This is a genomic window from Tenacibaculum aestuariivivum (assembly GCF_964507685.1).
In the GTDB taxonomy this organism is placed as follows: Bacteria; Bacteroidota; Bacteroidia; order Flavobacteriales; family Flavobacteriaceae; genus Polaribacter; species Polaribacter aestuariivivum.
Genome location: NZ_OZ208414.1, coordinates 1,223,955 through 1,236,572 on the forward strand (window position 1 = coordinate 1,223,955; position 12,618 = coordinate 1,236,572).

Annotated in this window: 13 protein-coding genes and 2 tRNA genes; 8 read left to right on the forward strand and 7 right to left on the reverse strand. The window is 29.8% G+C overall.

What is annotated here, in order from left to right; translation table 11 throughout:
- Positions 1–16 precede the first annotated feature (16 nt).
- The 3 genes from ACN5J4_RS05295 to proS form a co-directional block, all read right to left on the reverse strand.
- Positions 17–88 (reverse strand) — tRNA-Glu (locus tag ACN5J4_RS05295).
- A gap of 131 nt (positions 89–219) precedes the next feature.
- A tRNA-Glu gene (locus ACN5J4_RS05300) sits at positions 220–291 on the reverse strand.
- Between the two features lie 412 nt (positions 292–703).
- Positions 704–2,182 carry a proline--tRNA ligase gene (gene proS, locus ACN5J4_RS05305; RefSeq protein ID WP_418651069.1) on the reverse strand — a complete coding sequence of 493 codons (1,479 nt, stop codon included), beginning with the start codon at positions 2,180–2,182 and terminating at the stop codon, positions 704–706.
- A 145-nt stretch (positions 2,183–2,327) separates the two neighbouring features.
- On the opposite strand from proS, the gene ACN5J4_RS05310 reads away from it, so the two are divergent.
- From ACN5J4_RS05310 to ACN5J4_RS05330, 5 genes are all read left to right on the forward strand, one after another.
- The gene (locus tag ACN5J4_RS05310; RefSeq protein ID WP_418651070.1) at positions 2,328–3,368 is read left to right on the forward strand and encodes a hypothetical protein; all 1,041 of its coding nucleotides are present in this window, start codon (positions 2,328–2,330) and stop codon (positions 3,366–3,368) included.
- A 43-nt stretch (positions 3,369–3,411) separates the two neighbouring features.
- Entirely contained in the window at positions 3,412–4,794 is a 1,383-nt protein-coding gene (locus ACN5J4_RS05315) for an OmpP1/FadL family transporter (protein ID WP_418651071.1), read from the forward strand.
- Between the two features lie 106 nt (positions 4,795–4,900).
- The gene (locus tag ACN5J4_RS05320) at positions 4,901–5,794 is read left to right on the forward strand and encodes a NifU family protein (RefSeq protein WP_418651072.1); all 894 of its coding nucleotides are present in this window, start codon (positions 4,901–4,903) and stop codon (positions 5,792–5,794) included.
- 10 nt (positions 5,795–5,804) lie between these two features.
- Positions 5,805–6,533, forward strand: a complete 729-nt coding sequence (gene ubiE, locus ACN5J4_RS05325) for a bifunctional demethylmenaquinone methyltransferase/2-methoxy-6-polyprenyl-1,4-benzoquinol methylase UbiE (RefSeq protein WP_418651073.1) — start codon at positions 5,805–5,807, stop codon at positions 6,531–6,533.
- Between the two features lie 16 nt (positions 6,534–6,549).
- On the forward strand, positions 6,550–7,236 hold the full coding sequence (locus ACN5J4_RS05330; protein ID WP_418651074.1) for a porin family protein: 687 nt from the start codon (positions 6,550–6,552) through the stop codon (positions 7,234–7,236).
- A 299-nt stretch (positions 7,237–7,535) separates the two neighbouring features.
- On the opposite strand, the gene ACN5J4_RS05335 is transcribed toward ACN5J4_RS05330, so the two are convergent.
- The 3 genes from ACN5J4_RS05335 to ACN5J4_RS05345 are packed head-to-tail and all read right to left on the reverse strand — an operon-like array spanning position 7,536 to position 9,167.
- Positions 7,536–8,360: a mechanosensitive ion channel family protein gene (locus tag ACN5J4_RS05335; protein ID WP_418651075.1), complete on the reverse strand. Its 825-nt coding sequence runs from the start codon at positions 8,358–8,360 to the stop codon at positions 7,536–7,538.
- A gap of 40 nt (positions 8,361–8,400) precedes the next feature.
- The gene (locus tag ACN5J4_RS05340) at positions 8,401–8,589 is read right to left on the reverse strand and encodes a hypothetical protein (protein ID WP_418651076.1); all 189 of its coding nucleotides are present in this window, start codon (positions 8,587–8,589) and stop codon (positions 8,401–8,403) included.
- A gap of 8 nt (positions 8,590–8,597) precedes the next feature.
- A complete protein-coding gene (locus ACN5J4_RS05345) occupies positions 8,598–9,167 on the reverse strand; it encodes an RNA polymerase sigma factor (protein WP_418651077.1) in 570 nt (189 codons plus the stop codon).
- A 386-nt stretch (positions 9,168–9,553) separates the two neighbouring features.
- On the opposite strand from ACN5J4_RS05345, the gene ACN5J4_RS05350 reads away from it, so the two are divergent.
- Positions 9,554–10,417 (forward strand): sigma-70 family RNA polymerase sigma factor, encoded by an 864-nt coding sequence (locus ACN5J4_RS05350; RefSeq protein ID WP_028890199.1) that lies wholly within the window; start codon positions 9,554–9,556, stop codon positions 10,415–10,417.
- Between the two features lie 303 nt (positions 10,418–10,720).
- Positions 10,721–11,377, forward strand: a complete 657-nt coding sequence (gene rpe, locus ACN5J4_RS05355; RefSeq protein WP_418651078.1) for a ribulose-phosphate 3-epimerase — start codon at positions 10,721–10,723, stop codon at positions 11,375–11,377.
- A 58-nt stretch (positions 11,378–11,435) separates the two neighbouring features.
- Here rpe and ACN5J4_RS05360 read toward each other — a convergent pair whose 3' ends face one another.
- The gene (locus ACN5J4_RS05360) at positions 11,436–11,855 is read right to left on the reverse strand and encodes a CBS domain-containing protein (RefSeq protein WP_418651079.1); all 420 of its coding nucleotides are present in this window, start codon (positions 11,853–11,855) and stop codon (positions 11,436–11,438) included.
- A 122-nt stretch (positions 11,856–11,977) separates the two neighbouring features.
- On the opposite strand from ACN5J4_RS05360, the gene ACN5J4_RS05365 reads away from it, so the two are divergent.
- Positions 11,978–12,610, forward strand: a complete 633-nt coding sequence (locus ACN5J4_RS05365; RefSeq protein WP_418651080.1) for a Crp/Fnr family transcriptional regulator — start codon at positions 11,978–11,980, stop codon at positions 12,608–12,610.
- Positions 12,611–12,618 lie beyond the last annotated feature (8 nt).

The following is a 12,618-nucleotide window of genomic DNA, read 5'->3' on the forward strand; positions in this document are numbered from 1 at the left end:
GTTTATAAAAACTTTGTAGTCCGTACGGGAATCGAACCCGTGTTACCAGGATGAAAACCTGGCGTCCTAACCCCTAGACGAACGGACCAAAACAATCTTTCTGATTGCGAGTGCAAATATACAATAATATTCTATATCTGCAATAATTTTAATTTTAATTTTCTTGAACTTTTGTTTTTTAAAAAAACCTTACTCTTTTTAAACTACAACTTAAAATTGTAGTCCGTACGGGAATCGAACCCGTGTTACCAGGATGAAAACCTGGCGTCCTAACCCCTAGACGAACGGACCATAACAATCAATTTTCCTGATTGCGGGTGCAAATATACAACTGTTTTTTATTTACACAAATTTTTTTTATTTTTATTTAAAATAAAAAAACATTATCCAATGAACAAAAACATACACCACCCTCAATATTAGTTGATTTTAAGACAATTAAACAAAAAACAGCTATTATAACTAATTGTTTTTTCTTTTTTTTATAACAGAAATAGATACTAATGCTAATTAGCATTAGTTATTCAATTGCCTTTACTCAACTAAAAACGCCTTCTATTTTAAAGAATTATACAACACTAAACATATTCTCTTAACCACAATTAGAATACTGTTTTATTTTTCTTTATAAGAGTAGATAAAGGAAGTATAAAAAATAAAAAACCCTACAAATGTAGGGTTTTAGATAGTAATTTTATTATTTTTAATATGCTTTAGCAAAAAGAACTTTTTTGTTTGATAATTTTCCTGTAAATATACATTTACCCTCCTCCTCTTTTGCATCATTAGGAATACATCTTATGGTTGCTTTTGTAAGCTCTTTAATTTTGTCTTCTGTCTCTTCGGTTCCATCCCAATGCGCTAAAACAAAACCTCCTTTATTTTCTATCACATCTTTAAAATCATCAAAGGTTTCAACTTCTTTTATGTGAGAATTTCGATAATCTAATGCTTTATTAAATAAATTATCTTGAATTTGTTCTAATAAGCTCAGTACAACCTCTACAACACCGTCTATAGAAACTGTTTGCTTTTCAAAAGTATCACGACGAGCAACCTCAACAGTGCCATTTTCTAAATCACGATTACCCATTGCTATTCTTACCGGAACACCTTTTAATTCGTATTCTGCAAATTTAGCTCCTGGTCTGTAAGTGTCTCTATCATCAAACTTAACAGAAACACCTTTTTTACGCAAGTCTTTTACGATTACAGCTACTTTTTCAGAAATAACTTCTAATTGGTCATCACCTTTATATATAGGAATAATTACAACTTGAATAGGTGCTAATTTTGGAGGTAATACTAAACCAGCATCATCAGAGTGTGTCATAATTAAACCACCTATTAAACGTGTTGAAACTCCCCAAGAAGTAGCCCAAACGTATTCTTTCTTTCCTTCTTTAGAAGTATATTTTACATCGAAAGCTTTTGCAAAATTTTGCCCTAAAAAGTGAGATGTTCCTGCTTGTAAAGCTTTTCCGTCTTGCATTAATGCTTCGATTGTAAAAGTTTCTTCAGCTCCTGCAAAACGTTCACTCTCTGATTTAGCTCCTTTTATAACTGGCATTGCCATAAACTCTTCTGCAAAAGTAGCATATACTTCTTGCATTTGTTTAGATTCTGATACAGCTTCAGCTTTTGTAGCATGAGCTGTATGCCCTTCTTGCCATAAAAACTCTGCTGTACGTAAAAATAAACGCGTACGCATTTCCCAACGAACAACGTTTGCCCATTGATTTATTAATAATGGTAAATCACGATATGACTGTATCCACCCTTTATAAGTATTCCAAATTATTGCTTCAGATGTTGGCCTAACAACTAACTCTTCTTCAAGTTTAGCATCAGGATCAACCCTTAACTTACCTTCATTATCAGGGTCATTTTGTAAACGATAATGTGTTACAACAGCACACTCTTTTGCAAAACCTTCAGCATTTTTTTCTTCAGCTTCAAATAAACTTTTAGGTACAAACAATGGAAAATAAGCATTTTGGTGCCCTGTTTCTTTAAACATTCTATCTAATTCTGCTTGCATATTCTCCCAAATAGCATATCCATATGGTTTTATTACCATACACCCTCTAACTGCCGAGTTTTCAGCTAAATCAGCTTTTACAACTAATTCGTTATACCATTTTGAGTAATCTTCGTCTCTTTTTGTCAAATGTTTGCTCATAATCAAAAGTTTGGCATAAATATTGTTATTTTTTTATGTAAATTGTCACTGCAAAACTACATTAAAAAGGGTACAAGCCCAACAAAGAAATAATATTTTGCAATTCAATTTTTAAATTAGTTTTTATAACCTAAAATTTTAAGCAATGAAGTTACATTATACCAATACCAAACTTCCTCTTTATATACTATCTTTATTTATAATAGCAACTTTTGTTTCATGTGGTACAATGCAAACTGTTGCTAATAGTGATGATGGTATTTATGCGGATGATGAGCAACTACAAACTAAACGCACTGTTATTGCTACTGATGAAAATAATTACAATAAATACGAAGAAAACTACTTTACAAAAGAAGTTGAACGCTTAGGCACTTTAAGTGGTACAGATATATTTACTGATATTGAAAATTACGCATCAGAAGAAAATAACTTTGACACAGAAGAAAACATTATTTATGATAATGAAAATAACCAAAATTATGACAGTAATGAACCGTGGGGCTATAACCGTAACTCTGGAGATGTTGTTGTTAATATAAACACATATCCTCAATGGGGTTATTACAATAATTGGGACACTTATTATGGTTACAACTACAACAGACCTTGGTGGCGTTCTGGCTACAGAAGTTATAATTGGGGATACAATAATTACTGGCATCCATATAACTATGGACATTATTATAATAATGGAATTTTTATAGGATTAGGCGGTTATTACAATAGCTATTATACACACCCTTACTATAGACAAAATTATTATAACAGTCGTTATTATAGAGCTCGCAACGGAGCTAATTACTACAGAAGTAATAGAACAACTTACTCATCTAAAAGAAACGGAACTACTTATACAAGAAGTAATTCGAATAACAACCGAAAATACTCTACAACAAGAAGATCTTCTAATACTTACAAAAAAAGCACTAGAAACAACAATCAAACTAACAGAAGCGTAAAACCTACTAGAAATACGCGAACAAAATCTAGTAACAGGACTAAAAGAAGTAGCTCAACGCGTAGACCCACTATTAATAAAACATCGAAAAACTATTCATCAAAAAGAAATAGTACTAATAATTCAAAAACATACTCTAGATCTTCATCAATAAGAAACAATCGAAGTACTACACCTTCTAGAAGTACTCAATCTAATAGAAGTACAAGAACTAGTAGACGCTAATTTAAGCTACTTTTATAAAATGCTTTAACTAAAAAATTAACAAATGAAATTATTTTTAACATTTGCTATACTTATCGCTAGTACATTTACTAGTTTTTCACAATCATTAAATTATAATGAATTAGGGATTTTATTCTCGGAAGATGCTAATTACGGAACCGCTCGATTTGAAGCAATGAGTGGTGCTTTTGGAGCTTTAGGTGGTGATATTTCATCTTTAGCAATTAATCCTGCAGGTGCTTCTATCACTAAAAAAAGTGTATTTTCTGCTACATTAAATAATAAAAATACGCAGTACTCCTCAATGTATTATGGAAACACCAACAACACTCAAAATAACGAATTTAACATTAGCCAAGCTGGTGGTATTTTTTCATTTAAAACTGCTTATAATTCCGACTGGAATCGCTTTGCTTTAAGTTTTAACTACAGGCTAAAAAAAGATTTTAATAGTTTCTATACCGCTAATGGAAATAGTGGCGAAGCATATTTTACAGAACATCTTAATGACACTTCAATAACATTCGATAATCCACAAGAACAACACCTTGAAAATAAAACATCAGGACAAAGTAGTGTTTTTAGCATTGGATTTTCAAGCGTTCATCAAAATAAACTATTTGTAGGGGCTACATTAAATTTTCATAGCACTGAATTTAATCAACTTGTAAAATTAAACGAGTTTAATAATGATGATAACGAAAACACATTAGATGCTTTTAATGCTCAAGACAGTAATTTTAATGCTAATGGTTTCTCTTTGAATTTAGGTTTTATTTACAAATTTAACCAAAATATACGTATAGGTTTAGCTTACGAAACCCCCACTTGGCATGGAGAAGTTCGTGAACGTAGTAATTTAATTGCTTATAATGATAATGATATAATATTTAAAAATTACATTGGCTACTTTGACTTAATAGCTCCTAATGTTGATAACAACTATGAAGAAAATCCCTTATTTATAGAAAGTGTTTATAACCTTAGAACACCTAGTAAAGTAACAGCAAGTGGAGCTTATGTATTTGGAAAAAATGGATTAATTAGTGTAGATTACACCTACAAAGACTATACAAACACTAAATTTAGTGGAGGTAATTTCTCTGAACAAAATACAGCTTTTGCTAATAATTACCAAAACACACAAATATTAAATATTGGTACCGAATGGCGTTTTGATAAAATGAGTATTAGAGGTGGATATCATTATGAAAAAAACCCAAACCTACTACTAGGAGGAAACACGAACAAAGACAACATAAGCGGTTTTTCTACAGGTTTAGGATATAATTTTGGAAACACAAAATTTGATTTATCATACTCTAAAAGAGAAAACAAGCAGTTTTACACAGTCTATAATACCGGTGATTTAACCGTTAATAAAAACACTACAAGTATTTCTGGCACACTTACTTTTAACCTATAAGTAAACAACAAATAAATCATAATAAAAACCTGCTTTTGCAGGTTTTTATTATGTAACCATATCTCAGTTTTTTACCGTAATTTTGCACTTCATTTTACACCTTATTATGAGCACAATAAAAATAAACATACAAGAAACCAATAACGAAACTATATTAAAATTTGTTAGCAATACAATTTTAGTAAATGGAGGTAGTTATGAATTTAATAATATAGACGAGGCTAAAAATTCAACTTTAGCACAACAACTTTTTCACCTTCCTTTTGTAAAAAAAATATTAATTACCGCAAACTTCATTGCTATTCAGCGCTATGATATTGTTCAGTGGGAAGATGTAGAAGAAGAACTTCGTGAACAAATTGAAAACTATTTACAGGAAGGAAACAAACTTGTAGAAGAAGTTTCAACTAAAAAAGAAGCTGTTGAAATATATGCAGAAGTTACTCCGAATCCGGCTGTTATGAAATTCGGTTCTAACAAAGCATTAACTCAAACCGATGTTGAATTTAAAAATATTGAGGAAGCTAGCAAATCATCACCTTTAGCTCAAGAATTATTTGGATTTCCGTTTGTAAAAGAAATTTTTATTTCTGAGAACTATGTATCAATAACAAAATACGATATGATAGAATGGAATGAAGTACACCAAGAAATTCGTTCGTTCATTAGAAGTTATATTCAAGATGGAAAAACAATTATTAAAGAACTTCCTAAGCAACAAACAAAACAAAACGTTGAAATACCTAAGGAATCTTTAACGGATACTGAAGCTAAAATTGTTGATATATTAGATGAATATATTAAACCCGCAGTAGCTTCTGATGGTGGAAACATTGCATTTCAATCGTATGATAAAGATACAAAAAGAGTAAGCGTAATTTTGCAAGGTGCTTGTAGTGGATGTCCATCATCAACAGTAACTTTAAAAAACGGTATTGAAACAATGCTTAAAGATATGTTACCTGATCAAATTAACGAAGTAGTTGCTATTAACGGATAATTTAAAAACCATGTCAAAAACCATCAAACCATACAAAGATTCTGAATTAGGAAAAAAAGAACAGGTAGTGAAAATGTTTGACAATATTTCTAAAGATTATGACGGACTAAACCGTGTTATTTCTTTAGGAATTGACGTTAGTTGGCGAAAAAAAGTAGTGAAATTAGTTAGCCAAAATAACCCGAAACAAATTTTAGATATTGCCACTGGTACGGGTGACTTAGCTTTAATGATGGCAGATTTAAACCCTGATAGAATTATAGGCTTAGATATTTCAGCAGGAATGTTAGAGGTAGGTAAACAAAAAATAAACAAAGCTAATTTAGCAAGTAAAATAGAAATGGTTGTTGGAGATAGTGAAAACATGCCTTTTGCTAGCAATACTTTTGATGCTATAACTGTTTCTTTCGGAGTACGTAATTTTGAAAATCTTGATAAAGGATTAACAGAAATACTCAGAGTTTTAAAACCTAAAGGCAAATTAGTTATACTAGAAACCTCTAACCCAACTAGATTTCCTTTTAAACAAGGTTATAAATTTCACACAAACATTTTACTTCCTATTATTGGTAAAATATTTTCAAAAGACAAGGTTGCTTATTCTTATTTATCAGAAAGTGCAAATTCTTTTCCTTTTGGCCAGGCCTTTAACAATATTTTACAAAAAAACGGGTTTAAGAATGTAAATAATTCACCTGTAACTTTTGGAGTTGCATCAATTTACACAGCTTTTAAATAGTATGTTCAAAAAAAAAATGCTTTTCGGATTTTTTGGTTTTCTAACAGTATGTACTCATGCTCAAACCGAAAAAATATTAAATCTTCCAAGTTTTGACAAACCTTTATTTCATTATGGTTTTTATTTGGGAGTAAATAATAATGACTATAAAGTAGCTTATAAACCAAGTGCTTTTAACAATGCTGAAGTAGAGGTTACAACTTCTGTAGGCTTTAATGTTGGCTTAATTGCCGATTTAAGGCTACACAACAACATTAATCTACGATTTGAACCAGGATTAATGTCAAACACCAAAACACTGCTTTTTAAGCATATTCCTGGATCAAAAAACATAAACACAAGAGAGGTTGGAGCAACATACTTACACCTACCACTAATACTAAAATTTAGTACTAATAGATTAAATAATATAAGACCTTATGTATTAGGTGGTGTTTCATATGATTATAATTTCTCTAGTAATGAAAATAATAGTGATGACAATACAGTAGGTGAGTTTAGAACAACTACTAATAACTTAATGTATGAAGTTGGTATTGGAGTTGATTTTTATTTAAATTACTTTAAATTTTCACCTTCCATTAGAGGTGTTTTTGCTGTAAATAACGAACTTATACCCGACAATAACTCTCCGAGCCAATGGACTGACCCAATAGATTATTTAGGTACGCGAGGTGTATTCCTACACTTATCTTTTGAATAAAAAAAGCCACTTTAAAAGTGGCTTTTTTTATTCTTATTTCTAATTTTTATTATAGTAAAGTAAACATCTTAATAATTTATTAATTTACTTACTTTTTGCACCCAATAGAATACCCTTCTTAATAAAGAGAGAAAACACTCCAAGGATCAATTAACATTATAGCATCATTTTTAATATTAAATATAAAAAATGACCATCTTTCGATGGTCATTACAGTAAAGAAAAAATCTTTACCAATTAAGATAGATGTCCCCCGAAACCTATCATTTACTTATTTTTTTTCGTAATACAGAAACTCACTAATTTTCTATAACTATAATATTATTTACCACTTCTTTTATTGGAAATACAACAGTTTTTCCTTCAGTTGTTACCACTGTTAAACAAATGTTATCTATACCTGTTACAACTCCTGTAAAATCACCTATAATTACTTTTTTACCTATACTTACATTTTTTCTTGAGTAAAAACCATACAATAATCGTACAACCACTTCTTTTGCCCCTAAACCAAATGCTAATGTAAATGCTAAAAGAATAGAACCTATAATAAGTGTTAAATTACTTTTTATTACTGACGTATCAACTCCTGCTTGATCTAAGGCTGTTATTGATAAAAAAACTATTATCAAATAGAAAGCAATGTTACCTACTAAATTACCACCTGAAACCTCTAACGATTTAAACATTGTCTGAATCGCTTTTTTTACAACAGTGCCTAAATATACACCTGCAACAAAAATTCCTAAAGCAGTTAATAATCTAGGTAAATAAGCAAAAAAACTACGTATACCTTCTGAAACAACAGATAGTCCAAAAATATTTGAACCAGCCATAACAAAAGTTAAAATTAAAAACCACTTTAATACAGCAACAATAACATTTGTTAATACAACATTTATAGTTGAATTTCCAAAAATTTCAGTTTCACTTAATTTTTTAGACCATTCATCAATTTTGGTTTTAGATAAAGCCTTTCTTAAAATATATAGAAAAAGTTTAATAATTAACCATGATAAAATTACAAACCCAATAAACCCAAGAGCAGTAGGTAACGAATCAACAATATTTATAAAAATATCTTGAAAAGGCTTTAAAACATCAATTTGTAATGCATTTATCATTGTTATTGTGTGTTAATTTTTACTTATTTTTTTTAAGAATCTATATTTTTTTATCTTTTTCTGACGCACTAGCAGTAAACAAATTAGCTATTGTACTTGGGTATTTTACCACAAATAAGTCGGCTAAATCTATACTTAGCTTAATCATTGCCACATCATTTAGTACTTTTCCTTTAAGTACTTCTGGCAACTCTTCATTATGTAATATTTTTTTAAATGGATTTTCCATGACTAGTATTACAGTGCGTTATATGCTTTTATAACTTTTTCTTTTGCTCGTTTTAAACGCATTTTTACTGCGCTTTCTCCTAAACTTAATGCTTCTGTAATTTCTTTAATACTCATATCATCTTGATACTTCATTAATAAAATCATTTTTTCAGAAACACTAATAATTTCAAGTGCTTTAGCTAGTTTATCTGACTTTAACTCAAATAAAGTAGCGTCATCAATTTCCTCCTCATTGCTATTTTCTTTAACTTGATCTGTAACAACTGTTACTTTTTCTTTTTTCTTTTCTTTATTTCTCTGCACATAATTTACACAAAAATTATAAGTAAAAGAATACAACCAAGTAGAAAATTTAGATTTACCTTTAAAGGTTCTTAATTTAACAAATAAACGAATAAAAACATCGTGTGTTAAATCTTGAGCTTCTTCTTTGTTTTTCGAAAAACCATAACATTTATTGTATACAACACCTGCGTAACGATCGTATAAAATAGCGAACAAATTACTATCATTTGTTTCTACAATTTTACTAACCAACTCTTCATCACTTAGTTTTGTATCATCAAGATTTTTCAATAGCTAGGGGACTTATATTAATTTAGACACTTGTAATCACAAAAGGTCACTACTCATCCTTATATAAAAAAGCAAATCTAACAATTATTTAAATGATTTAAATAAAAAAAAAGTGTTTTATCATATAAAAATTAAATACTTTTTACATGATAGTCATACTTAGTGTGAAAAACGTAATCTCTTTTTAATTTGTAGCTACTATTTTAAATATACTATAAAACAATAGCTACTTCTGTTATGTGTTTTATATTTAAGAATCTATCGCCTTAATACAGGGTGAAAATTCTTTTTATTAAAAAAAAAGCAAAAAAGTGTAACATTTTTGAAACATCATTCGTATAACTTGATGTAGACGATTGATGAATTAAAAATATCCCTTAATTATAATGAGACAACTTAAAATTACCAAGCAGGTTACTAACAGAGAAACCGCTTCTTTAGATAAATATTTACAAGAGATAGGAAAAGTAGATTTAATTACTGCTGATGAAGAAGTTGAATTAGCACAAAGAATTAAAGCTGGTGACCAAAGAGCCTTAGAAAAATTAACTAAAGCCAACTTACGTTTCGTAGTCTCAGTAGCAAAGCAATATCAAAATCAAGGATTAACATTGCCTGACTTAATTAATGAAGGTAATTTAGGTTTAATTAAAGCAGCTAAACGTTTTGATGAAACTCGTGGTTTTAAATTTATCTCGTATGCTGTATGGTGGATTCGTCAATCAATATTACAGGCATTAGCAGAACAATCTCGTATTGTACGTTTACCCTTAAATAAAATTGGTTCTATTAACAAAATCAATAAAATGTATGCCTTTTTAGAGCAAGAAAATGAAAGACCTCCAAGTCCTGAAGAAATTGCCAAAAAGTTAGACATGACTGTAAATGATGTAAAAGAGTCAATGAAAAACTCAGGTCGTCACGTATCAATGGATGCTCCATTAATTGAAGGTGAAGATTCTAACCTATACGATGTATTAAACTCAGGTGAATCACCAAACCCTGACAAAACATTATTACACGAATCTTTACGCATTGAAATTAATCGTGCTTTAGAAACATTAACACCACGTGAAGCTGATGTTGTAAAATTATATTTCGGATTAGGAGAACACCAACCAATGACTTTAGAAGAAATTGGAGAAACATTTGATTTAACTCGTGAACGTGTTCGTCAAATTAAAGAAAAAGCAATTCGTAGATTAAAACACACATCTCGCAGTAAAATATTAATGACCTACTTAGGCTAGAGCATTTCAATAATGCTTTAAAAATCATGTATAAATTATAATAAAAAACTCTCGAATTAATTTTTCGAGAGTTTTTTTTGAAGCAAATTCCTGCTTTCCGCTATATCTTTTTTTCATTCTTCAAAAAAGGATGCCACTTCAATCAGGGCTAGCCATATTTATAAAACACCCCGCTAAACAAAAAAGTTACACCTAGTTAATAATATTATTTTAGCACTAAAACCTACTCTATTTTTAAAACCAGCCATAACATTTCTAACACTAATTAATTATCTTTGCTTAAAATAACAACACAATAAACTAATGAGTAATTTAATTGCACCTTCAGTTTTAGCAGCCGATTTTGCTAACCTACAAAGAGATATCGAAATGGTAAACAATAGCGAAGCCGACTGGTTTCATATTGATATTATGGATGGCGTATTTGTACCAAACATATCTTTTGGAATGCCTGTTTTAAAAGCCATTTCAGAACATGCAAATAAAACAATCGACGTGCATTTAATGATTGTTAACCCTGATCAATATATTGAAACCTTTGCCAACTTAGGAGCCACTATTTTAACCGTACATTATGAAGCTTGTACACACTTACATAGAACTGTTCAGGCAATAAAAAATGCAGGTATGAAAGCCGGAGTAGCCTTAAACCCACATACACCAATTGCTGTTTTAGAAGATATTATTCAAGACCTAGACCTAGTATGTATTATGAGTGTAAACCCTGGTTTTGGAGGCCAATCATTTATTGAAAACACCTACAAAAAAGTAAGTCAACTTAAACACCTTATTGAATTCTCAAATTCAACATGTAAAATAGAAATTGACGGTGGTGTAACCGATAAAAATGCTAATAAACTTATTGAAGCTGGTGCTAATGTTTTAGTTGCCGGTAGTTATGTTTTTAAAAGCGATAACCCTACAAAAACAATCAAAAACTTAAAAGAATTAATAAACTAATACAAAAAAAAGGAGGCAAATGCCTCCTTTTTACTTTTTTACAAAAATAAAATAGTAATTATAATTGCGTTAGCAAGTAATTTATTAAATCGGTAGTAGTTACAATACCAACCAACTCATTATTATCAACTACAGGCAAAGCATGAAACTCTCTTTTTGCTAAAACCTCAGCAACCTCTTTTATTGTTGATAGTGAGTTAACCGTTACTAAATTTTTAGCCATCACCTGGTCAATAGTAAACATATTATACACAACAGCATCCACATCATTTTCATCATCATCAACAGCGTCAGCAAAACTAATTCTTAATAAATCAGTATAACTTAACATTCCCTTAATTTTAGTACCACTTACCACAGGAATATGTCTTATTTTTTCTCTCTTAAATAATCTTTCTGCAGTCATTAAATCATCCGTACTATTTAAAGTAATTACATTTTTAGTCATTATAGCCGACACTAGTGTTCTCTTATCCATACTCTTTATATTCATTTTATTAATAACATAAATTTCATCAATAAAACCAACTTAAAAGATGATATAAATCATCAGTTTTTATTTTATTTTTTTGTAAATTATGCCGTTAAATATTTCTAAAATTGATTGAAAAACTAAAACAACATTACGGCTATATATTTGAAGATGAGTTAATTAATGAAATAGCTGATGTAGCAGTATATAAAGAGTTTAAGGAAAATACTATAATTATTGACGCCAATAGTTATATGATTTCTATTCCATTAATATTAAACGGCGCCATAAAGGTTTTAAGAGAAGACAAAGATGGCGATGAGTTAGTTTTATACTACATCGAAAAAGGTGATACTTGCGCCATGACACTTTCATGCTGTATGGGAGAAACTAAAAGTAAAATTAAGGCTATTGCTGAAACTGATGTTACCGTACTTATGATTCCGAAAAATAAAATGTCAGAATGGTTAAGTAAATACAAAAGTTGGCAAGAATATATTTTACAAAGTTACCATTCTCGACTTAATGAGTTTATTGAGGCGGTAGATTCTATTGCTTTTTTAAACATGAATGAACGTCTACTTAAATATCTAAAAGATAAAGCAATGGTTGTTGGTAATGATATTTTAAATGTTACACACCTACAAATAGCTAATGATCTACACACCTCTAGAGTAGTAGTTTCTAGGTTATTAAAAGCCTTAGAAAAACAATCAAAAATTGAACTACATAGAAATCAAATTAAAATACTAGAGCTTTAATTTTTTAT